This window comes from Nocardia arizonensis (genome assembly GCF_001310275.1).
GTDB lineage: Bacteria > Actinomycetota > Actinomycetes > Mycobacteriales > Mycobacteriaceae > Nocardia > Nocardia arizonensis.
This window is the reverse complement of record NZ_LGYZ01000049.1, coordinates 12,631-34,819: the sequence shown is the minus strand read 5'-3', so window position 1 is coordinate 34,819 and position 22,189 is coordinate 12,631. Positions and strand designations below refer to the sequence as shown.

Here is a 22,189-nt window from a genome sequence, read left to right as displayed (position 1 = left end):
GGAATCCGACATGGACGCCTCATCCGTCGGTTCCGATGCGACGGCCGCCGATCCGGCCGTCTCGATCATCGGATTGACGAAGTCCTTCGGTCGCGTGCGCGCACTCGACGGCATGGACTTGTCGGTTCGCACCGGCGAAGTGCACGGATTCCTCGGACCCAACGGCTCCGGCAAGACCACCACGATCCGCATCCTGCTCGGCCTGTTGCGCGCCGACTCCGGCACGGTGCGCCTGCTGGGCGGAGATCCGTGGCGCGACGCGGTCGCGCTGCACGGGCGATTGGCCTATGTCCCGGGGGAGGTCACGCTGTGGCCGGGTATCACCGGGGGCGAGGTGATCGACCTGATGGGCAGACTGCACGGCGGCATCGACGGGCGCAGGCGCGCCGAACTGCTGGAACGCTTCGATCTGGACCCGCGCAAGAAGGCGCGCGCGTACTCCAAGGGCAACCGGCAGAAGGTGGCGCTCGTGGCCGCGCTGGCCTCGGACGCGGAACTGTTGCTGCTCGACGAGCCGACGGTCGGTCTGGATCCGCTGATGGAGTCCGAGTTTCAGAAATGCGTCCGGGAGGCCACCGCGCGCGGCGCGACGGTGCTGCTGTCGAGCCATATCCTCGCCGAGGTCGAGGCACTGTGCGATCGGGTGAGCATCATCCGGCACGGCCGCACCGTCGAGAGCGGGACACTGGAGCAACTGCGCCACCTCACCCGCACCGTGGTCACGGTCGAGACCGCGCGGCCCGTCGTCGGACTGGAAAGCATTGCCGGAGTGCATGATCCGATATACGAAGGTGACCGGGTCCGGTTCGCGGTGGAGAACGGGCAATTGGACGCGGTGTTGCGGGTCCTGGCCGACACGGGTGTGCGCGGCCTCACCAGCACGCCCCCGACGCTGGAGGACATATTCCTGCGCCACTACGGCGCCGATCCGGCCGAGGCGCTGCGGTGAGCACGTGGGCGCCCACAGTCCGCCGCGCGGCCGCGGGGGCGACCGGTGCGGGCACGCTGCTGTCGTTCGCCCTGCGCCGGGAGAGGTTCGCGTTGCCGTGCTGGCTGGCGGGCGCGGGCGCGTTGTTCGCCATGCAATCGATCAGCAGCCAACGCTTCTACGGCAGTCCCGACGCGCTGGCTCGGCTGCGGGAGATGATGAGCGCCAACGCGGCGGCGGTCGCGCTGGGCGGCCCGACCCGTTTGCTGGACACCATCGGCGGCGAGGTGCTGTTCGAGGTCTTCGCCTACGTGGGGATCGTCGTCGCGCTGATGAACATGTTCCTGATCGGCCGCCACACCCGCTCCGACGAGGAGGCGGGACGCGATGAGCTGATCCGTTCGGCGAAGGTCGGACGGCGCGCGTCCGTGGTGGCGGCGCTCGGTGTCGCGCTGATCGCCGATGCCTGTGTCGCCGTGGTGCTGGCGGGCGTCGGGATCGCGACCGGTCTGCCCGCCGCGGGGTCGGTGCTGACCGGTGTCGCGCTCGCGGGGATCGGCTCGAGTTTCGCGGCCCTGACGACGGTGGCCGCGCAGGTGTTCGAGAATCCCCGCAGCGTGTACGCCGCGGTCAGCTCGGCGCTCGCACTTGCCTACGTGCTGCGCGCGATCGGCGATGTCGGTGGCGGCGCGGCATCGTGGCTTTCGCCGCTCGGATGGGGCCAGCGCACCTATCCCTACGTCGCGGATCGGTGGTGGCCGGTGCTGCTGTTCGTCGCGGTGAGCGTCGCGCTGATCGCGGTCGCCTTCGCCGTACTCGAGCGCCGGGACTTCGGAGCGGGATTGCTGTCGTACGGGTCCGGTCGCGCGACGGCGTCGTGGGCGCTGTCCTCGCCGACGGGGCTGGCGTGGCGATTGCAGCGCGGGTCCTGGCTCGCCTGGTGCGTGGGCGTCTTCGGCCTCGGCGCGGCCTACGGGTCCTTCGCCGACAGCATCGCCGACTTTCTGGCCGACAACCCGGACGTGGCCGCGTTCCTGCCGGGCGGCGCCGCCGACGCGGTCGATTCCTATCTGGCGCTGACGGTGTCGATGACCAGCCTGCTGGCGACGGCGTTCGGCATCACCGCCGTGCTGCGGGCGCGCGGTGAGGAAGCCCTGGGGCATGCCGAATTCGTGCTGGCCGCCCGGCTGAGCCGGCCGCGGTGGCTGCTCGCCTATTCGATGGTGGCGGCGCTCGGCGCCGCGGCGGTCGCCGTCGCGGGCGGCTTCGGCATCGGACTGGCCTATGCCCTGACCGTGGATGAGCCGCATCAGATGATCCGCATGACGCTCGCCGCCGTGGCCTACTGGCCGGCGATCTGGGTGACGACCGCGGTCGCGCTGCTGGCCTTCGGCCTGCGACCGCGGCTGTCGGCGGCGGTCGCCTGGACCGGATTCGCCTACTGCGCCGTCGCACTGTTGTTCACCGAATCCTTCGACCTGCCAGGCTGGTTCCCCGACGCCTCCCCGTTCGAACACACGCCGCGCGTGCCGCTCGAGGACGCCACCGCCACGGCGGCGACGGGACTGTCCGCGGTCGCGGCGATCCTCGCCGCCATCGGCATCGCCGCGTTCCGCCATCGGGATATCGAATCCTGAGCGAGCGGGCCGCCCGCAATCCCACAGAAAAGGGTGTGCCACACCAAGGCTCGGACGCGACCGTGACCCCGTGCATTTCGCCCGTAGCCGAGGCGCTGTTCGAGTTGCCGCCGCACCGATCGCGAGGAGGCCGGAAGGCTGCTGCGGCGATCAGTATTCGGCGGCGATCAGAATTCGGCGCTGACGCGGGCGCGGCCATTGTGGCGGTACGCGCCGATGGCGAAATCCGCGTCGATGAGCAGACGCATCATCCGTGAGTCACCGGGGGTGATATCGGCGACGAAGCGCCGGATGCCGCGGGCCCGCGCGAGCCGGGCCAACTGTCGCAGCAGCCCGACACCGACGCCGCCGCGCTCGTGATCGGCCGCGACGAGCACAACCACTTCGGCCGCGTCGACGCCCGCCGACGCGGTGTAGGTCGCGACGCCGATGAGCCGACCGCCCGCGTACGCGCCGACCGTGCCTTGCGCGGGAACGGGACCGTCCGATGCGCCGAGGAATCGCTGGCGGCGATCGCGGCAGTCCGTAGCGCCGTGCAGATTCCGGATCGCCTCGGCATCAGGGCCGAGCCGGGCGAAGGTGATCGCGGCGGGCGTTGTGGCGGTCATGCGCGTGCTCCTCGGGATCGTCGCGGGTCAGGCGCGCCGTGGGCGCCGGGTGCGGTGGACATCGGTCAACAGGGTCTCGACATCGCTCGGTGCGAACATCTCCGTACCGGGCAGCGCGACGGTCGCGGCCGCGGCGGCGACCCCGAACGCGCACGCCTGCTCGCAACTGTCGCCCGCGCAGAGTCGGTAGGTGACCGCCGCCACCAGGCTGTCCCCGGCGCAGGCGTCACTGCGCGGGCCGTGGACGAGGGCGGGTGCGGTGAGTTCGTAGTGCGCCTCGGGCGAGGAGTACACCGCGCCCAGCGGTCCGACGGTGGTGATGGCGTGTTCGGTGGCGCCGATCTCGAGCAGATAGTCGTTGGCGGCGCGGGCGTCGTCGAACGACTCGATCGGCGTGCCTGTCAGAGTCGCGGCGGTCTCGCGGTCGAGGCGGATGAGGAAGACCTCCTCCGTCAGCACCTTGCGCAATTGCGGTGCGGTGATGTCGAGTACGACCCGGACGCCTGTCGTGGCGAGCGAACCGACGATGTCGGCGCAGAAGTTCTCGCGCAACCGCGGGGTGGCGCTGCCGGTGAGTACGAGATACCGACAGCGCGCGGCCTCCTCGACGATGACCTCGAGCAGGCGGCGTTCATCGGTCGCGGTGAGTTCGGGGCCGGGCGGCACGACGTGGTAGCTGTGGCCCGTCCATTCCTCGCCGACGACGAAGGCGATTCTGGTGTCGCCGTCGATATCGACACCGCGGTGGGCGATGCCCTCCTCGTCGAGGAGTCGGTCGAGGTATCGGCCGGTCTCGCCGCCCCGGGTGTGCACCGCGAGCGCCGAGCCGCCGAGTGCGCGGATGCCGCGGGCGACATTGAGGCCGCCGCCGCCGGCCTGGACGGTCGGCGGCTGGGCGCGGTTCTTGCCGCCGCTGGTCAATCGTGTCGTCACCATGCTCATGTCGACGGTGGGATTGATGGTCACAGTGAGTACGGTCGAGTTTCGGCCTGAATTGTTCGCGGACACCGCCGGCCCCTTCATCGACTGGATATTTCTGTCCACCCTCGCGTGTCGGCCGTGCCTGGCACAGTGCCGAAAGACCCCGGGGCGCAGGCCCATGGGTCGGACGTCGGCCTCGCGTACGACACGGCCCGCGCCGCCGAATCGCGGTGGCGCGGGCCGTGTGCGTGCTGTCAGTCGCGGGCGATGACGACCGGGCATTCGGCGGCGTGCAGGACGGCATTGCCCACCGAACCCAATGTCATTCCGGCGAAACCGCCGCGGCCGTGGCTGCCCACGACGATCATCCGCGCGTGCTCGGCGGTGGCGAGTATGCGCGCGGCGGGCCGGTCCTCGTCGACCACGCGCCGAACTTCGACGTCGGGATACTTCTCGGCATATCCCGCGATGGTCCGGGCGAGCAGTTCCTCGGCCTCGCTCTGCATGTCCGCGCGCGAGATGTAGCGGGCGAATTCCGACCAGGCGAGCACCGCGACGAGTTCGGCCTCGCGTCGTGACGCTTCGTCGAAGGCGATGTCGAGAGCGAGGGCGCTGCCCTCGGAACCGTCGACGCCGACCACGACCGGCCCGTCCGCGCGGTCCGTGCCCTGCACCGCCGCCGGCGGGACGACGGCCACCGGGCAGTGCGCGTGCCGAGCGAGGGAGGTGCTCACCGATCCGAGTATCCAGCGCCGCACCGCGCCGTAGCCGTGCGTGCCGACGACCAGCAACCGCGCGTTCTTCGACATGTCGCGCAACAGCGGAATCGGGCGTTCCTGCACGACGTGGGTCTCGATGTCGATCGACCGGATGGGCGTGGCCGCGGCCGTGGCGATCTCACGCGCCGCGGACACGGTCGCGGCGGCGGTGGCGCGGTATGCCTCGTAGTCGATCTGGCTCAGCGCGACCCCCGGGGCGTACTGGACGGGTATGTCGATCGCGCACACGATGTGCAGGGGCGATCCGTGGCCTGCGGCGTCGACGGCCGCCCAGCGAACCGCCTCGCTCGCCGCTTCCGAGCCGTCGGTGCCGACCAGCACCGGGGGATTGATCGCAGTGTCGGACATGGGTTTACCGCTTTCGAACGAGGAAACAGGAACTATCGGGGATGGACGACCATGACGGGGCATTCGGACCGCTGGACGAGAGACAGGCCGGTCGAACCGAGCAGCAGCCCGCGGAAGCCGCCGCGACCGCGACTTCCCACGACGACCAGTTGCGCGGCCTTCGACCACTGCCGCAGATGATGGCGTGGATTGGAGATGTAGACCCGGCGGATCACGTGGACATCGGGATACTTCTCCTGCCATCCGGCCAGGCTCTCGGCGAGTATCCGATCGGCGATGGCGGAGATGTCCTCGCTGCCGAAGGTGTCGGGCAGTACGGCGGGCCGGTCGAAACGAAGGTCGCTCCAGCTGTGCACGGCGATGAGCTGGGCGCCGCGCATATCCGCCTCGGCGAAGGCGGCCTCGACCGCGTCCGCGCTCACCTCGCTGCCGTCGATGCCGACCACGACCGGTCCGTTCTCCCGCTCCTGCCGGTCGGTCGCGGTGTCGTGCACCACGACGATGGATCCGTGACCGTGGCTCACCACGGCGAGCAGCACCGATCCGAGGTGCCCGAGCGTGCCGACGCCCTCGGTCGCGCCGACCACGACCATGTGCGCGGAGGCGGAAGCCTCGATGAGCAGACCGGTCGGATTCGCCTCGGAGAGTTCGATCTCGACGGGCAGATCCGGCGCCACCGCATGGGCGAGCCCGCGCGCGGCGGTCAATGCCTCGGCCCCGCGCTCGCGAAGGCGTTCGGTCGGGCCCTTGCCGACGGCGTCGTAGTTGCCGAGCGCCGCGCGGGCGGCGATCAGGTCGAGGCCGTGGACGATACGAAGCCGTCGACCGCGGCGGGCGGCGGTCTCGGCGGCCCAGCACACGGCCGGATCCGAGGCGCCGCTGCCGTCCACTCCGACGATGATCGGCGCGGATGCCGCGGCGTGCGGATCGTCGACGTCTGTCGTGGTCATCGGCTCCACCCTTCGAATCCGTCCGATCGCTTGATCAGAGCCTAGGAATCGGGCGCTCGTTCCCGCGCCGGTCCTTCGTCATGTACCAGGGGGTCCAAAGGCCGCGGGTCCGGCGATCCACGGCCTCCGGGGAGTCCGGGCCATACCGGCGGTCAGCGCCGCGTCGAACGGGCCGATTCCCGCTCGGCCAGTTGCGATCCCCACGCGCGTGCGCGCTCGAGCTCGCCGGGAACCAACGGCCCCTCGACGCCGTCGACGAGGAAATCGACCGGCGCACCGGCCAGTTCGTAACGCAGGCGGCGCAGGCGCCGTGCCACGCCGCGGGCGGCGGAGCCGGGCAGCCAGGCGGGAGTCGCGGACTTGGTGCCGAACGCCGCGGCGCGGGCGCCCTTCGGCGCGGGGGTCGCGGACGCCAGCCACTCGCGTACCCCCGTTTCGACGGCGACGGGAGTGTCGCTGCGGGCGGCGGCGTCGGCGCGGGTCCGGGGTCGGCTCAGCCCGAACGCGTGGGTGGGGCCGCCGACCACGAGCAGATCGATCGGCCGGTCGGCCGATTCCGTGGCGGTGCCGACCTCGAGCAGTTCGACCTCGGCCTGCTCGCGCAGTCCTTCGGCGATGGCCTCGGCGACGGCTCGGGTGTTCCCGAACACCGACTCATAGACGATTCGCGCGCGCATGGCAACCTCCTGATCGTCGCGGACACGGAACTGTGCCGAACACGACACTAGATTCGGGCGCACGGCGCGGCGTAGTGCCGAAGCGGCTCGCGTCCAGGGACTTCCGGCCTCCTCGCGATCAGTGCGGCGCGGCGGCAACTCGAACAGCGCCGGTCCATGGTGCGGGCCGACTCGCGCCCGCCCGCCGAATTCGGCTCAGTGGTAGAGGGCGTCGAAATTGTCGGCGAGGCTTTCGAGGACGATCTTGCGGCGCAATTTCATGCTCGGCGTGAGATCACCGGACTCCACCGACAGCTCGCGGTCGAGGATGTCGAACCTCTTGATCTGTTCCCAGCGGTCGAGTTGGTTGTTCAGGCGGTCGACATAGCCCGCGATCACGTCATGGGTCTTCTCGTGCCGGGCGATGTCGGCCAGTGAGCTGCCCGAAAGGCCCTGCTTTTCCGCCCATTCGGTGATGCTCTGCGCGTCGAGGCCGACCAATGCGACGCTGTAGGGGCGGGTCTCGCCGTAGACGATGAATTCCGCCGCGTACGGGCATATTCCTTTGAACGCGGCCGCGATCGCGGAGGGCGCTACGTATTTGCCCTGCGAGGTCTTGTACAGGTCCTTCTTACGGTCGGTGATGTGCAGGAAGCCATCGGCGTCGATCTCGCCGATGTCGCCGGTGCGGAACCAGCCGTTCTCGTCGAACGCCTCGGCGGTGGCGTCGGGGCGGTGGTGGTAGCCGGTCATCACCCCGGGACTTCTGAGCAGGATCTCGCCGTCCTCGGCGATACGGATCTCGGTGCCGGGGAACGGGCGGCCGACGGTGCCGAACCGGTAGTCGTTCGGGCGGTTGATGAACGACGCGGCGGCGGTCTCGGTCAGGCCGTAGCCCTCGAGCACGATGACGCCGATCGCGTCGAACCACTGCGCGATATCGCGGTCGAGGGGGGCCGCCGCCGACACGAAGTACCGCAGCCGCCCGCCGAAGCGTTCGCGGATTCGGGAGAGCACCAGCCTGTCGGCGACCCGGTGCCGCATCGAGAGCAGCGGCGAGGGGTCCTGTCCGGCCTGTCTGGTGCGTGAGACCTCGAGGCCGACGCCGACGGCCCAGTCGAAGAGCCTCTTCTTGATCCCGCCTTCTTCGGCCATCATGGTCTCGACACGGGCGTGCGCCTTCTCGAAGATGCGCGGGGCGGCCGCCACGATGGTGGGGCGCAGCACCATGAGGTTGTCGGCGATCTTGTCCACCCGGCCGTCGATGGCGGTGGTGAAGCCGATCAGCGGCGCCAGTGCCAACATCACCTTGCCGAATGCGTGGGACAACGGCAGCCACAGGAAGTTCAGGTCGTCGGGGCCGAGTACGTCGAGGGCGTCGATCGCCGCGGCGCTGTAGGTCCACGCGGAATGCGGCAGTCGGACGCCCTTCGGGGTCCCGGTCGTTCCCGAGGTGTACATGATGCTGCCCAGATGCTCGGGCCGAATGCCGCGGACGCGGGCGCTGACCACGTCGGCGGATTCGGCGAGCAGTTCGCGACCGAGTCGCTCGAGGTCGGCGAGGGTGATCACCCAACTTCCGTCGCCCTCGCCTTCGATGATCACCACCTGCCGCACCTCGGGTAACTCGGCGCGGTGCTCGATGAGCTTGTCGACTTGACTCCGGTCCTCGGCGATGACCACACGACTGCCCGAGTCGGCGACGATGAACGCGACACCGGCGGCGTTGGTGCTCGGGTAGACGGTGGTGGTGGCCGCGCCCGCGCAGAGCACGGCGAAATCGGCGAGCACCCATTCGTACCTCGTCGCCGACAACAGCGCGACCCGTTCCTCGGCCTCGATCCCGAGCGCGACGAGTCCGGCGGCGAGCGTCTCGACGCGGTCACCGAACTGTTGCCACGAGTCACTGGCCCAGCCCTCGCCCGCGCGGAACCGGAATGCCTCCGCGTTCGGAGTCGCGGCGATCCGGTCGATCAGTAATTGGGCAACCGAAGGTGCCCGGTTCTCGATCCCGGTGAGATCGGCATTTTCTCTGGGCGACGTCATCACTTCATTCTAGTTAGCTCCGCATTCGCCGACGACGTATTCGCGGTGCTGATTCTCCTGGTAGAGCGGGAAATGGCCGGGGTCGGGTGCGCGGTCGAGCGGTCATGGATGTCGCGGTCGCCGGTGGGCGTCGAGGGCGTGGTCGAGCAGCAGGCGGCGTTCGGCGGCGGCGACGGCCCGGCGGGCGGCCGGGACGGCGTCGGGGGTCACCGATACGGAGGTGATGCCGAGTCGCACGAGGTGTTCGGCGAATTCCGGGCGGTTGGACGGCGCCTGGCCGCACAGCGAGGAGGTGATCCCCAGCCTGCGGGCGGTCCCGATGATGCGCGAGATGGCGTCGAGGACAGCCGGATCGGATTCGTCGAACAGTTCGGCGCATTCGTCGGAGTCGCGATCGACGCCGAGCACGAGCTGGGTGAGGTCGTTGCTGCCGATGGATACGCCGTCGATGCCGAGGCCGACATATTCGGGAAGCCAGTGCACCACCGAGGGGACCTCGGCCATGACCCACCGGTGCATACCGCGTTGCCGTCCCAGCGGACTCGCGTCGATGAGTTCCAGGCAGGCTTCCAGCTCCCAGCGGGTGCGTACGAACGGGATCATCACGTGCACGTTCGGGGTTCGCTCCCGCACGCGCGCCAGTGCCGCCAACTCGAGATCGAAGACCTCGGGATCGCGGACGTAGCGATAGCAGCCCCGGTAGCCGATCATCGGATTGTGTTCCACCGGTTCGTATTCGGCTCCGCCGGTGAGTGCGCGGAACTCGTTGCTGCGCAGATCGGTGGTCCGGTAGATCACCGGACGCGGGGCGAAGGCGGTGGTGATCCGCGACAGGCCATCGGCCATCTTCTCGATGAAGCGCTCCTGCTCGCCGCGCGCGATCAGGTCGCGTGGGTGGCGGCCCTCGAGTGCCTGCACCAGGAGGGTTTCCGCGCGCAGCAGACCGACACCGTCGACATCGCCGCCCGCGACCCGTTCGGCCGCCTCGGGGACGGCGAGGTTGACGTAGACGCGGGTCGCGGTCGATTCGGATACGGCAACGGGGCTCGCGGATGGCGTGATCTCGGTGCGCGCCGTCGGCCGCGCGCCCGCGCGCACCTCGCCCTTGCCGCCGTCGACGGTGACCACGGCGCCGTCGGCGAGCGTGGTGGTGGCGGTGCGCGCGCCCACCACGCACGGCACGCCGAGTTCGCGGGCGACGATGGCGGCGTGGCAGGTCATGCCGCCGCTGTCGGTGACCACCGCGGCGGCGCGATTGAGCGTGGGCAGCCAGTCCGGGTTCGTCATCGGGGCCACGAGTATCTCCCCGTCGCGCAGTGACATGCCTTCGTCGGGGGAGGTCAGGACGCGCACCGCCCCCGACGCGACACCCGGTGCGGCAGCCAGCCCGCGCGCCAGCACCGGCGCCGCGGCGGCCGTTGTCGGCGCCGCTTGGGCGGCGGGGTCGTGCAGCGTGGTGATCGGCCGCGCCTGCACCAGCCACACACCCTTGTCGTCGATGGCCCATTCGACGTCCTGCGGTATGCCGCGGTGGTGCCGTTGGACGTCGAGCGCCAGGCAGGCCACCGCGGTGGCCTCCTTCTCGTCGAGCACCGCGGCCGCGGTCTCCTCGGCGCTCAACTCCACCTTGCGATCGCCGTCGGGTCCGCTGGTGATCGCGAAACGCTGGCGTCCGAGGCGGGTGTCCAACAGGGTCGGGCCGGTCGCGTCGAACAAGTAGGTATCGGGTTCGGCCGACCCGGATACGACCACTTCGCCCTGCCCGCGCGCGGCATCGATCACCACGCGGTCCCGGCGTCCGGTCGCGGGGTCGGCGGTGAACGCGACACCGGCCGCGCGCGGCGCGACCATGCGCTGCACCACCACGGCCATCACGGGTCGCCCGCGCAGGCCCCGGCGCGCGCGATAGGTGACCACCCGCGGGCTGAACAGCGAGGCCCAGCATTCCACGATCGCCGCCAACAGCGGGCCGTCACCGCGGACGTTGGTGCGCGAGATGTTCATGCCCGCGAAGGAGGAGGTCGCGCTGTCCTCGCCGATCGCCGAGGAGCGCACCGCGACCGGTATCGCCGCACCAAGGGCGTGATAAGCGGTGAGCACTGCCGCGCGGACCGTGTCGTCGACGGCGGTGGCGTGGACGAGATCGCGCATCCGCGTGCACAATTCGGCCACGCGCGCGGTGTCGGCGACGGCGTCGAGCGCCTCGGTGTGCAGGCGATCCAGTTCCGCCCCGTTCGGTCCCCGCGACATCACCCGCTCGTAACAGGCCCGCAGGATCACGAACCCCGGCGGCACCGGCAGCTCCGCGGCCACCAGTTCGCCCAGGTTCGCTCCCTTGCCGCCCGCCCGGTCCGCATCGGTGAGCCGCAAGTGCTCGAAGTCGGCCACATAGTCGCCCATTTCGACTCCCATCGTCAGCGCCATGTCGTCCTGTCAGGGTCCCGCCGGGGCTTCCGACGGCACTACGGCCGAAGGACCCGGTGCGGGCCGTCGTTGGTCCCGGCGCGGCGGCCCCCCGCCCGGTTCGTGCGATCCCGACTTCTCCGCGGCCGTGACCAATACGGCCGCACCGCTCGCGAGCGCGGCCACCGTCCAGCCGACGGGGCCGAGCGGGCGGCATCCGAAGAAGTAGTTGATCGGCGGGAGCTGCACGATGGTCACGAGCGCCGCTGTCGAACCGATCGCGGCCGCCAGGATCAGCGGGTCGCCGTGGGCGGTCGTCACGGTCTGGACGAGTTGACTGCCGACGAGGGCGGCGAATCCCACGGTGCTCACTTGACGGGGACGGCAGAGCACGCGGGCGGTGAGCCAGCCGCTGGTGGCGGAGAGGGTGGTCGCGATCGCCTTGTTGACCACGTCGTGCCGCAGCGCCGCCCCGACGGCGGTGTCGGGTCCCTCGTGCAGCAGCGTCTGCGGGGTGACGTCGCGCGGCGGGCGGGCGGCGACCACAAGGGCGGGCAGCAGATCGGTCAGCAGGTTCACGGCGAGAAGTTGGCGAGCGTTGAGCGCTGGCTCGGATCCCAGCGCCGAGGAGATCAGCGTGAAGGCGATCTCACCGAAGTTCCCGCCTACCAGCAGGCCGACACTGTCGCGAACCGAACGCCACAGCGCGCGGCTCTCGATGACGGCGTCGACGATCGTCTCGATGCGCTCGTCGGTGACGATGATGTCGGCGGCGTGTTTGGCGGCGGGCGTGCTCTTGGGGCCGAGCGCGATGCCGACATCGGCCAGCTGTATCGCGGGCGCGTCGTTGGCGCCGTCGCCGGTCACCGCCACCGTGCGCCCGCTGTGGCGCAAGGCCCGAACGATCATCGCCTTGTGCACCGGGCTGACGCGCGCGAAGACGGCGGTCTCGGCGACGAGCGCGGCCAATTGCTCCTCGGTGCAGGTTTCGACCTCGGTTCCGGTGACAACCCGACCCGATGTGCGCAGTCCGAGTTCGGTGGCGATCGCCTCGGCCGTGCGCGGGTGGTCTCCGGTCAGCATGACGGCGTCCACACCCGCCTCGCGCAGATCGCGCACGGCGGCGGCGGCCGTGGGCCGGACCGGATCGGCCAGGCAGAGCAGGCCGACGAAGTCGAGACGGTCGACGCGGTCGCTGCCGAGTTCGGTGCGATCGGAGGCGGCGCGCTCGGCCACCGCGAGCACCCGGTATCCCTGGTCGGCGAGATCGCGAACGGCCTGCTCCAGTTCGGCGACGCCCTCGTCGGCGAGCGGTATCGGCTCGCCGTCGCGGCGCACCCGGTCACAGCGTGGGATGACGATCTCGGGGGCGCCCTTGACGCTGATGAGGTGGCGGTCGGGTGTACAGCCGAGTACCGCGTGGAAGCCGCGTTCGGGCTCGAAAGGCAGCTCCTCGAGCATGCGCCAGCCGGGTTCGCCGTCCTCACGGCCGAGATCGCAGACGGACCCACCGGCCGCGACCGCGCGGTCGGTGGGGTGGGTCAGCGGTCTATCGGGCGTGTCCGGCGGGGTCGCGCGCAGCGCCGCGGCGAGGATCGTCCGCCCCGCCGCGTCGAGCGCGTCGAGCTGTTGGTCGTTGACGCCGTCGCTGACCCGGCGCAGTTCGATACGTCCCTCGGTGAGGGTGCCGGTCTTGTCGAAACATACGGTGCTCACCCGGCCGAGCGCCTCGAGCGTACGTGGGGTCCGTACCAGCACCTTGCGCTCCGACAGCCGCCGCGCGGCGGCGAGTTGCGCGACGGTCGCGACGAAGGGCAGCCCTTCCGGTACGGCCGCCACCGCGAGTGCCACCGCCGAGCTCACGGCGGCGCCCGGTCGCCCCCGCAGCACGCCCAAACCGAGTACGGCCGCCGCCGCGCCGACCGCGATCCGCACCGACAGTTCGGTCAATTCGCGGAGTTGACGTTCGACGCCGGCCGAGCCGGTGTCGGAGCCGCCGAGCAGGCTGCCGCGACCCACCTCGGTCGCACCCGCGACGGCGACGGCCACCGCCGTCGCGCTGCCCGCGACCACAGTGGTGCCCGCGTAGAGCATGCTCGATCGCTCCGCGACCACGTCCGCGTCGACCGGTGCGGGATCCTTGGGTACGGGCATGGATTCGCCGGTCAGGCTCGACTCGTCGACCTCGAGGTGGGCGGCCTCGAGCAGTCTGCAATCCGCGGGCACGGCGTCGCCCGCTCGCAGCAGCACGATGTCACCCGGCACGAGACGATCCGACGGCGTGTCGGCTTCACCGCCGCGACGGCGTACTCGTGCCCGCAAGGCGCCGAACTCGGCCAATTGACGAACCGCTCGGTTCGCCGTGAGGCGCTGAACGGCTCCGAGCAGGGCGTTGCCCAGCATCACCACCGTGACCAGGCCCGCGTCGAGTATCGAGCCGTTCGCGGCGGAGACACCCGCTCCGGCGGTCAGCGGCACGGTCAGCGGCGTGTTCAGTTCCCCTACCGTCGCCTGCCACAGGGTCTGCTCGGGAGGTCGCTCGGTGTCGTGGGTGCGCCTGGCCTCGGCCTGGGCGTCGGACAGACCCTCCGCGTCGGTTCGCAGTGTTCGCAGCGCTTCCTCGATCGGCATGGAATGCCAGGCCGTGTTGTCTCCGACCGTGGGCTCGAGCCGGGCGAGGCTCCGCGCGCTGACCGCGGCCGCGCCCACCGCGATCAGGGCCGACAGCCCGACCGGCAACGCGCCGCGCCCGTACGCGCCGCGATCGGGCCCGAACAGACCGAGCACTCCGCCCGCCATCGATCCGAGCATGGCCAACTGCGCGCTGCGCATACTGCTGTGTCGCGACACCAGACATGCCCGCAAGATCAGCCAGACGTCGGTGAGACCGTTGGTGCACAGCAGATCCGCCGCCCACGGCGGTGACCGATCGGGTGAGACGAGTCCGACCGCGCAGTCGGCGGCCGCCAGGGCCGGACCGTTGTCGACGGCGACCACCAACACCGCGTGACCCTCGGATTGCAGATCATGGATCGATGTCGGCAGTCGTTTCCCGCCTTCGACCTGCTCGTCCACCTCGAGCCGTTCGTCGAAGCCTGCCGCGTCCGTGGCGATCAGTACCGCGCCGAGGTCGTGAGCGGCCGCGACCACCGCCACCGCGAGCGGATCGAGCGCGCCGGTCTCGTGATCGACGAGTATGCGGGCGTCGATGACGACCCTGTCGATGCGATCCAGACGACGCAGACTCGCCGGATCGCGGACCAGTACGCGACGGTGGGCCAGCAGGAGGCCGAGCTGCGCCCGATAGGCTTGCGCGCCGATGTGCGCGGCGCGAGGCGCGCCCAACGCGATGGCCCTTGCCGCCTTGCGCGGCCCCGCGGTCGGTGCCAACACCGTCGCCGTCGCCACGGTGGCGACGCGGGCGCGGGTCACATATCGCTCGATGGGGCCGGGCGGCAGCGGGACCGGGCGTTCGGACGGTGGGGGCTGGGCTGTCGCGGTCGCGTCCCGGCGGCTACGGGTCAGTTCGGGGGCGATCGCCTCCCACGCTTCGCGTCGCGCGATCGCGGCGGGCAGTCGGATCGCCCGCAGGGCACCGTCGGCCAGCGAGACCAGCGGAGTACGCGCGGCGGCGGCGATCACCGAACCCGCCAGTGCCAGCGAGGTTTCCACGCGCAGGCCGCCGAAGCGGGCGTCGAGCCGAGCCCGCAGCGCGGGCAGCAGCTCGATGCTGTGCGTGATCGCGATCGTCTCCGGCGGCACGCTCAGCGCGGGCACGAAACGTCCGATCGTTCCGACCGCCGCGCCCACCAGGTCGGCGGTCAGGGAAACCACTTCGTCGAATACCGGCTCGAATCCGCCCGGGTGGACCGGGCGATCGCGTGCGGCGCTGGACAGTCCGTACGCCGTCTCGATCCCGTCGATCGCCGCGCGCAACGCGGCGATGCCCACCCGTTCGGAATCGAAGTCGACCACGACGTCACCGAGCGCGCCGTTGACCGCCGCCCAGTTCACGCCCTCGAGCGCTTCGACCGCCTCGCGCAACGCGTCCGGGTAGTCCGGCGGGACGTCGGCACGGTGCGCGCCCCTGGCTTCGATGTGCGCTCGTCCGGAACGCGCCCACACCTGACGGCCGTCGAACTCGTTGCGCACGGCGCGGACGGTGTCCACCGCGAGCGTCGACAGCGGGTGCAGCGGGCGCAGCAGGGCGCCGACAGCGAACATGCCACAACCTCTTTCGGGTCGGTACCGGCGCCTGAGCGGTCGGGGTTCAGATGCCCGTGGGATAGGTCTCGGGGATCGTTCCCGCGACCCATTCACCGCTCGGCTCCAGCGGTTCGAGTGCGGTGGTGCGGTCTATATGGATGAGCGCGTCGAACTGTTCGGCCACCCGCGTGTGGAAATAGTGACTCTGTCGTTCGGTCCCCGGCCGGTAGATCACGCCGATGGCGCGCTGTAGTCGAGGATGGTCGAGCAGTTCAACCGCCGCGCCGGGACGGTCCATTCGCAGCGCGAACTCCCCGATCTGCGTGTCGTGCAGCAGTTCCTCGACACTGGACGGCAGCGCCTCGCGCACGGAACGCCGCAGCGCGGGACCGCCCCAGTCCTCGGCCGCGGTGACCGTGCCCGCGCAGGTGCTGAATCCGATCGACACGCATTGCCCCTCGTGCCGTTGCCGGACGAGCTGTCCCAAGGTGAGTTGGCCCTCCGCTCCCATCTCGGTCGCGCGGGCGTCACCGACGTGGGAGTTGTGCGCCCAGACGACGATTCGGGCTCCGGGGCCGTGGCCGTTGCCGCCCCGGCCGTCGCGGGACAGGTGCTCGAGCAGCGAATCGACGGTATCGGCCATGTGCTGATCCCGCAGATTCCAGGAATCGACCCGATCGCCGAACATCGCGCGGTAGTACGCCTCGGCGTCGCGGACCGAGCAGGCGTTGCGCACGGCGTCGAAGTGACGGTCGGCGGCCCCTGGGTCGAGGTCGGTGAGCGCCAGCGTGGTGCGCTGGAGGTCGACCAACTGCCGGACCGCTTGCGCCTCACAGGATCTGCCCGCCCCGAAGGCCGCCGCGAAACCGTACGCCTGGCCGTCGTCGCCCGCCGCGTGATCGAAGCAGCCGTAGCGGGTTCTGGCCCGCCGCGCCGCCTCGGGGTCGACGGTGTCGAGGTAGCGGATCACCTCCGCCATCGACCGGTGCAGGCTGTAGAGGTCGAGTCCGTAGAATCCGCAGCGCGGTCGGCCCTGCTCGGCCTGTCGCAGATTGTGCTCGTGCAGCCAGGTCACGAAGTCGCGCACCTCGGTATTGCGCCACATCCAGGCGGGGAAGCGTTCGAAGCCGCGCAGCGCCTGTTCCGCGGTGCGGTCGTCGCCGTGCTCGTGCAGGTACCGATTCACCCGGTAGGCGTCGGGCCAATCGGCCTCGGCGGCGACCGCGGTGAACCCTTTCGCCTCGATCAGCCACCGGGTGATGGCGGCGCGGGCGGCGTAGAACTCCTTCGTGCCGTGCGAACTCTCGCCTATGAGCACGACGCGGGCGTCGCCGACGAGATCGGCCAGTACATCCTCGGGCGGGACGCCGCCGGGCGCGGGCAGGGCGGCGGCGCGAACGGTGCCGACCGCGTCGATGGGCGGCACCGCACCGCGTGTCGTCGAAGTCGTCATCAGCGCACGCACCTGCGCGTCGGTGACCTGGGTGAAATCCCAGAACGACTCGCCGACCGCCCGGAACGGTGACGGCACCGTCGCGCAGACCATCTCGTCCACGGCCGCGCCCAACTCCCGGCAGGTCGACTCCGGCGCCGCCGGAACCGCGACCACGATCCGCCGCGGTTCCCCGGCGCGAATGGCGTCCACCGCCGCGCGCATACTCGCACCGGTCGCCAATCCGTCGTCGACGAGTATCACCGTGCGGCCCGCCACCTCGATCGGACCGCGGTCGGCGCGATAGGCCGCCTCGCGCCTGCGCAGTTCCTCGGCCTCGGCGGCCGCGATGGCGCGCACGTGTTCGGCGCTCAAACGCAGCGCTCGGACGAGGTCGTCGTTGAGGACGATCCGCCCGCCCGACGACAGCGCGCCGATGGCGAATTCCTTGTTGCCGGGAGCGCCGAGCTTGCGCACGACCAGGGCGTCCATCGGAGCGTCGAGGGCGGCGGCGACCTCCCACGCGACCGGGATTCCCCCGCGAGGCAGACCGAGCACGAGCAGGTCCGGTGTGCCCCGGTAGTGCTCGAGCAGTTCGGCCAGGACGCGGCCCGCCTCGTGTCGGTCTCGGAAAACATGGTGCGGCGCACTGCTTTCCACATTGGTCATCGGGAACCTCCGGTATGAGTTGGTCGGCTCGGCGGTCTCCGGTTACCCGGTGCGGCGCGTCGCCGACCCATGGATGCGGACCCCGTCAGGCCCGGGTCGTGGCGCCGAGATCCGGGATCAGGCCCTCACCCAGCAGAATGCGATGTGCCCGCTGGGCCGCCGAGGACGTGCGGTCGAGGTCGAACGTTTCGGTCGGCAACTGTTCGAGGCCGTGCGCGAGCGCGGCGACCGCCTCGCCGAGGGCGCGGACGTGCTCCCGGAGTTCGGACATCTCGTCGCCACCGGTTTCGTCCGCAGTGAGGGCGGCGCCCGAACTCGCCTCCACGTCGGGGCGCGCACCGCACAGGACGCCGTACACGCGCATCGGCAGCACCGTGAAGATGCGGTTCATCTGGCCAGGAGAGAACAGTTCCGACAGCACCGCGGTGATGGCGCCCGCGACCGGGCCGACCTCGTCGCGGTCGATGCCCGCGGTCCTGGCGAACTGGTCGACGAACGAGGCGGGCCCGTGGCGGACCGGCACGTGGGACGGCACCCACCCCTCGTAGTACTCCCCGCGCAGGATTTCCGGCAGTTGCGCGGTCAGATGCGCCGAGGCCGCAACGCCGATCCGATCCCGCACGGTGTGCATCCACGCACGCAACGCGCGGTTGGCGAAGACGAGATCGTCGGTGTCGAGCCCGTCGGCCACGGCGCGCACCCATCGGTGCGCGACCTGCATGGCGGGTGCGAAGGGGTCGGTGGAATGTGACATGGTGTCCTCCTCGGTGTCCACCGGTTGCGGGTACGGGCGAGGTCGTTGCGATCAGCCTGCGCCTCTCACCGGCGTCGTCCAAGGGACGAAAGGGGCGCGCTGACGTGGCGATGGTCCCGACCTCGGGTAGCCCGTCCGTCCGCTACTTGCTGGGAGCGGGCAGGTCGGCGGCGCAGACGGCCTCGACGAATTCGCCGACCGTGTCCTCGGACAGGTTCCGAGCCAGATCGGCCTCGGTGACGATTCCGACCAGCACACCGTTCTCGGTGACCGGCAGGCGGCGGATCCGGCGTTGTTCCATGAGGACCAGCGCGTCGTCGACATCGGTGCCGACATCGACGGTGTGCAGACCGTCCGCCCCCTGCGCCAGTTCGCCCGCGGTGGTGGTTCTGGGATCGGCCCCGCGTCCGATGACGTGGACGACGATGTCGCGGTCGGTGACGATCCCGACCGGGTGGCCTTCGCCGTCGCAGATCGGCAGCGCTCCGATATCGAATCGGCGCATATGCTGCGCCGCCGTTTCCATGGTGTCCCGCACGCTGATCCGTTGCACGTCCGCTCGCATGATGTTGCGCACCGTCGTCATTGTCGACAGTCCTTTCCGGGAGAATGAGCTACCTGCTTCGATCATTCGACGGTCCCGGATCGGCTCGACAGGGCAGAAGGTCACCGCCGCGGACGACCTTCCTCCGGTCTCGCCCGCACGGATAACAGCAGGTGACGCCGTTCGAGCCAGGCGAACGAGTCCGCCGGGTCGCCGGCGGGGCGGCCGATCGACCGCGGCCGAGGCGAGGCGGTGGTCCTCGGGACCGCCGCCCTTCGATTCGGGGACTTAGGCCCCCTGCTGTGACCGCCGTCTCGGTGCCAGTGTCGGTATAGCGCCACGACGAGGAGCAGCGACCGTGAACGATAGAGCCGATATGTCCTGTCCGGCCCGGCTGGAAGGCGAGTCGGACGCAGCGCTGCCGCGCCCGTCGTGGCCGATGACATGGCCGGTCGCACGATTCGACCGTGGCGCGCGGGAGCCGGTGGATTCCGATGGCTGAACTGGGCACGCTCGACTCGGGATTCCTCGAACTCGAGGACACCGATCGGCACGTCAGCGCGGGTATCGGCGTCGTGGCGATCGTGGCGGGGCCGCCGCCGGACCGCGCGGAATTCATCGCCGAGTTCGGGCGGCGACTGACGGTGGATCAGCGGATGCGCCAACGCGTGCGCACCGCCAGGTGGGATCTGGCCGCCCCGCACTGGGACGACGACCCCGATTTCGACATCGCCCGTCACATTCGATGGATGGCGGTGCCCCGACCCCACGACGACAAGGCCCTGTTCGAACTGGTCGCCACGATGATGGAACAGCGATTGGATCGGGATCATCCGCTGTGGCAGTGCGTTGTCGTGGAGCGACTCGCGGGCGATCGTTGGGCGATGCTGGTCAAGGCGCATCACAGCATGGTCGACGGGATGTCGGGCATCGCGCTGTTCGAACGCCTCTGTGACAGCTCCGACGTCGAACCGCCGCCGCGCGGGCGTGCAGGCCGTATGGCGAGCCTGCGCGACTCGGTGCTCACCGGTCTGCGATTGCCCGTCGCGGCGCCCCGCATCGTATTCGGGACGCTGCGTTCGGCGGTGCCGCTGGTCACGAACATCCTTCGTCCCGCACCCGACACGTCGTTGAACGGGCCCATCGGGCGCCAGCGGCGTTACGCGGTGGCCCGCACCTCGTTGTCCGATGTGCGCGAGATCGGCGCGGCGTTCGGCGCCACGGTCAACGATGTCGCGTTGGCCGCGCTCACCGAGGCGTTCCGCACGGTGCTGCTGAGCCGTGGGGAAGACCCCGCGGCCGAGGAGGTGCGTATTCTCGCGCCCGTCTCGACCCGCCCGAGCGGCGCGCGCGCGACGCTCGGCAATCAGGTCTCGATCATGCTGCCGGTGTTGCCGGTGCACCTCGGCGATCCCGTCGAACAGTTGGCCGCCGTGCACACCGAGACCTCCCAGCACAAGAGCAGCGGTGAGGTCCAGGCGACGAATACCGTCCTCACCCTGGCCGGTCTGCTGCCGTTCGCGCCCCTCGCGCGCATCGTCAAACTCGCCTGCCGCTTCCCGCAGCACAGCATCGCCGGTCTGGCGACCAATGTGCGCGGCCCGAAGCAGCGGTTGTTCTTCCAGGAACGCGAGGTGCTGGAGCTGTCGGCCTACGTTCCCATCGCGATGCGGCTGCGCACCGGAATCGGCATTCTCAGCTACGACGATCAGCTGCGGTTCGGCATCACCGGGGACTTCGACGGCACGCCCGAGGTCGACGTGCTCGCGCGGGGGATCGAGGACGCGGTGGGGCGGCTGCTGCGGCGGGTGCGCGAGACCGGGGAGCAGCCCTCGCCGATCCCGCGCGACCGAGGCGCCGCCGCTCGGCGAGAACACGATCTGCCCGCGCCCTCGGGCCGGCGGTGAGAGTGACAGACGCAATGGAGGAGGTGCCCATGTTGTTCGAGGATCGTGCCGAGGCGGGCCGCCTGCTGGCCGAACGCCTCGTGTCCCTGCGAGACGCCGATATCGTCGTACTCGGATTACCGCGCGGCGGGGTTCCGGTGGCCTTCGAGGTCGCCCGGTCGCTGGACGCGCCGCTGGATGTGGTGCCGGTCCGCAAGCTCGGTGTGCCGTATCAACCGGAGCTCGCGTTCGGCGCGATCGCCGAGGACGGCGTCGAGGTGCTCAATGACGAGGTCGTCGCCCGCGCCGGACTCGCCGAAGACGAGACCGCCCGGGTCGAGCGCCGGGAACGTGCCGAGTTGCAGCGGCGGGCGGTCCGTTTCCGCGCCGGACGTCGGCGCGTGCCGCTGGCGGGGCGAACCGCGGTGCTCGTCGATGACGGTATCGCCACCGGGGCCACCATGCGCGCGGCGTGTCGATTCGCCCGCGAACACGGTGCGGCCCGCGTCGTCGTCGCGGCGCCGGTCGCTTCCCGGCAGGCGCTGCGTCCGCTGCGCAGGCAGGCCGACGAGGTGATCTGCCTGCAAACGCCGATGTTCTTCACCGCGGTCGGTCGCTGGTATCGGCACTTCGGCCAGACCACCGACGAGGAGGTCGTCGACCTGCTGAACCGAGCGGCGGCGCGCACGCCGCAGCCGCGACCGACCCCGGTGGACGATCCGCCGCTGTGCGACGAGGAGGTGAGCGTGCGCGCCGGCGAGGTCGAACTCGCCGGACATCTCACAATTCCCGAACATCCCGCGGGTGTCGTGATCTTCGCGCACGGCAGCGGCAGCAGCCGCCACAGCCCCCGCAACCGCTTCGTCGCCGAGATACTCGAGGATGCCGGACTCGGCACCCTGCTGTTCGACCTGCTCACCCCCGCGGAGGAACTCGACCGCGCCAACGTCTTCGACATCGCCCTGTTGTCGCGGCGGCTCGTCGAGGTCACCGAATGGCTGACCGGACAGGAGCATGTCGCAGGGCTGCCGATCGGATACTTCGGCGCCAGCACCGGGGCGGGCGCCGCGCTGCGCGCCGCGGCCGACCCGCGTGTGCGGGTCGGTGCGGTGGTCTCGCGGGGCGGCCGACCCGATCTGGCCGGTTCCGCGTTGGCCGCCGTGCGCGCGCCGACCCTGCTGATCGTCGGCGGACGCGACCATGTCGTGCTCGAACTCAATCGCTCCGCGGCGCGGGCGATGTCGTGTGAGGTCGGTCTGGTCGAGGTGCCCGGCGCGACGCATCTGTTCGAGGAGCCCGGCACCTTGCGCGAGGCCGCCGAACTCGCCCGCGACTGGTTCACCACTCGGCTGCGCGCCCCGGCGAGCACCGCTCGTGCCACCTGAAGCGGACCGACCTTCCCGGCGTGCGGTCCAGCGTGCC

General features: G+C 70.6%; 15 protein-coding genes. 4 read left to right on the top strand and 11 right to left on the bottom strand.

What is annotated here, in order from left to right:
- The first annotated feature begins 10 nt into the window (after nt 1-10).
- The gene (locus APZ21_RS08195) at nt 11-949 is read left to right on the top strand and encodes an ABC transporter ATP-binding protein (protein ID WP_054812633.1); all 939 of its coding nucleotides are present in this window, start codon (nt 11-13) and stop codon (nt 947-949) included.
- Entirely contained in the window at nt 946-2,565 is a 1,620-nt protein-coding gene (locus tag APZ21_RS08190) for an ABC transporter permease (protein ID WP_054812632.1), read from the top strand. Before APZ21_RS08195 ends, APZ21_RS08190 begins: the two co-directional genes overlap by 4 nt.
- A 167-nt stretch (nt 2,566-2,732) precedes the next feature.
- Here the strand turns inward: APZ21_RS08190 and APZ21_RS08185 are convergent, their stop codons facing one another.
- From APZ21_RS08185 to APZ21_RS08135, 11 genes are all read right to left on the bottom strand, one after another.
- On the bottom strand, nt 2,733-3,173 hold the full coding sequence (locus tag APZ21_RS08185; RefSeq protein ID WP_054812631.1) for a GNAT family N-acetyltransferase: 441 nt from the start codon (nt 3,171-3,173) through the stop codon (nt 2,733-2,735).
- Between the two features lie 27 nt (nt 3,174-3,200).
- The gene (locus APZ21_RS08180; RefSeq protein WP_162240320.1) at nt 3,201-4,139 is read right to left on the bottom strand and encodes a 1-phosphofructokinase family hexose kinase; all 939 of its coding nucleotides are present in this window, start codon (nt 4,137-4,139) and stop codon (nt 3,201-3,203) included.
- Nucleotides 4,140-4,348: 209 nt separating this feature from the next.
- A complete protein-coding gene (locus tag APZ21_RS08175) occupies nt 4,349-5,221 on the bottom strand; it encodes a universal stress protein (protein ID WP_054812629.1) in 873 nt (290 codons plus the stop codon).
- A gap of 32 nt (nt 5,222-5,253) precedes the next feature.
- Nucleotides 5,254-6,171: a universal stress protein gene (locus APZ21_RS08170; protein ID WP_054812628.1), complete on the bottom strand. Its 918-nt coding sequence runs from the start codon at nt 6,169-6,171 to the stop codon at nt 5,254-5,256.
- 152 nt (nt 6,172-6,323) lie between these two features.
- Nucleotides 6,324-6,848 carry a flavodoxin family protein gene (locus APZ21_RS08165; RefSeq protein WP_054812747.1) on the bottom strand — a complete coding sequence of 175 codons (525 nt, stop codon included), beginning with the start codon at nt 6,846-6,848 and terminating at the stop codon, nt 6,324-6,326.
- Nucleotides 6,849-7,043: 195 nt separating this feature from the next.
- Nucleotides 7,044-8,873 (bottom strand): AMP-dependent synthetase/ligase, encoded by a 1,830-nt coding sequence (locus APZ21_RS08160; RefSeq protein ID WP_054812627.1) that lies wholly within the window; start codon nt 8,871-8,873, stop codon nt 7,044-7,046.
- A gap of 102 nt (nt 8,874-8,975) precedes the next feature.
- Nucleotides 8,976-11,273 (bottom strand): phosphoenolpyruvate synthase, encoded by a 2,298-nt coding sequence (ppsA, locus tag APZ21_RS08155; protein WP_156370856.1) that lies wholly within the window; start codon nt 11,271-11,273, stop codon nt 8,976-8,978.
- Nucleotides 11,274-11,306: 33 nt separating this feature from the next.
- Nucleotides 11,307-15,500: a cation-translocating P-type ATPase gene (locus APZ21_RS08150; protein ID WP_054812626.1), complete on the bottom strand. Its 4,194-nt coding sequence runs from the start codon at nt 15,498-15,500 to the stop codon at nt 11,307-11,309.
- A gap of 46 nt (nt 15,501-15,546) precedes the next feature.
- Nucleotides 15,547-17,583, bottom strand: a complete 2,037-nt coding sequence (locus APZ21_RS08145) for an erythromycin esterase family protein (RefSeq protein WP_054812625.1) — start codon at nt 17,581-17,583, stop codon at nt 15,547-15,549.
- Nucleotides 17,584-17,668: 85 nt separating this feature from the next.
- Nucleotides 17,669-18,337, bottom strand: coding sequence for a DUF2267 domain-containing protein (locus tag APZ21_RS08140; RefSeq protein ID WP_156370854.1), 669 nt, complete (start codon nt 18,335-18,337; stop codon nt 17,669-17,671).
- A 142-nt stretch (nt 18,338-18,479) separates the two neighbouring features.
- On the bottom strand, nt 18,480-18,923 hold the full coding sequence (locus APZ21_RS08135) for a CBS domain-containing protein (protein ID WP_054812623.1): 444 nt from the start codon (nt 18,921-18,923) through the stop codon (nt 18,480-18,482).
- 452 nt (nt 18,924-19,375) lie between these two features.
- Between APZ21_RS08135 and APZ21_RS08130 the strand changes: the two genes are divergently transcribed.
- Both APZ21_RS08130 and APZ21_RS08125 read left to right on the top strand, forming a co-directional pair.
- Nucleotides 19,376-20,788: a wax ester/triacylglycerol synthase family O-acyltransferase gene (locus APZ21_RS08130; RefSeq protein WP_082392931.1), complete on the top strand. Its 1,413-nt coding sequence runs from the start codon at nt 19,376-19,378 to the stop codon at nt 20,786-20,788.
- A gap of 29 nt (nt 20,789-20,817) precedes the next feature.
- The gene (locus tag APZ21_RS08125; protein WP_054812745.1) at nt 20,818-22,152 is read left to right on the top strand and encodes a phosphoribosyltransferase family protein; all 1,335 of its coding nucleotides are present in this window, start codon (nt 20,818-20,820) and stop codon (nt 22,150-22,152) included.
- The last annotated feature ends 37 nt before the right edge of the window (nt 22,153-22,189 follow it).

Bases quoted from the DNA above. Each gene is read 5' to 3' on its own strand.
- APZ21_RS08150 (WP_054812626.1), bottom strand. From the start codon at position 15,500: ATGTTCGCTGTCGGCGCCCTGCTGCGCCCGCTGCACCCGCTGTCGACG.
- APZ21_RS08185 (WP_054812631.1), bottom strand. From the start codon at position 3,173: ATGACCGCCACAACGCCCGCCGCGATCACCTTCGCCCGGCTCGGCCCT.
- APZ21_RS08130 (WP_082392931.1), top strand. From the start codon at position 19,376: ATGGCTGAACTGGGCACGCTCGACTCGGGATTCCTCGAACTCGAGGAC.
- APZ21_RS08195 (WP_054812633.1), top strand. From the start codon at position 11: ATGGACGCCTCATCCGTCGGTTCCGATGCGACGGCCGCCGATCCGGCC.
- APZ21_RS08145 (WP_054812625.1), bottom strand. From the start codon at position 17,583: ATGACCAATGTGGAAAGCAGTGCGCCGCACCATGTTTTCCGAGACCGA.
- APZ21_RS08135 (WP_054812623.1), bottom strand. From the start codon at position 18,923: ATGACGACGGTGCGCAACATCATGCGAGCGGACGTGCAACGGATCAGC.
- ppsA (WP_156370856.1), bottom strand. From the start codon at position 11,273: ATGGGCGACTATGTGGCCGACTTCGAGCACTTGCGGCTCACCGATGCG.
- APZ21_RS08170 (WP_054812628.1), bottom strand. From the start codon at position 6,171: ATGACCACGACAGACGTCGACGATCCGCACGCCGCGGCATCCGCGCCG.
- APZ21_RS08140 (WP_156370854.1), bottom strand. From the start codon at position 18,337: ATGTCACATTCCACCGACCCCTTCGCACCCGCCATGCAGGTCGCGCAC.
- APZ21_RS08125 (WP_054812745.1), top strand. From the start codon at position 20,818: ATGTTGTTCGAGGATCGTGCCGAGGCGGGCCGCCTGCTGGCCGAACGC.
- APZ21_RS08165 (WP_054812747.1), bottom strand. From the start codon at position 6,848: ATGCGCGCGCGAATCGTCTATGAGTCGGTGTTCGGGAACACCCGAGCC.
- APZ21_RS08175 (WP_054812629.1), bottom strand. From the start codon at position 5,221: ATGTCCGACACTGCGATCAATCCCCCGGTGCTGGTCGGCACCGACGGC.
- APZ21_RS08160 (WP_054812627.1), bottom strand. From the start codon at position 8,873: ATGACGTCGCCCAGAGAAAATGCCGATCTCACCGGGATCGAGAACCGG.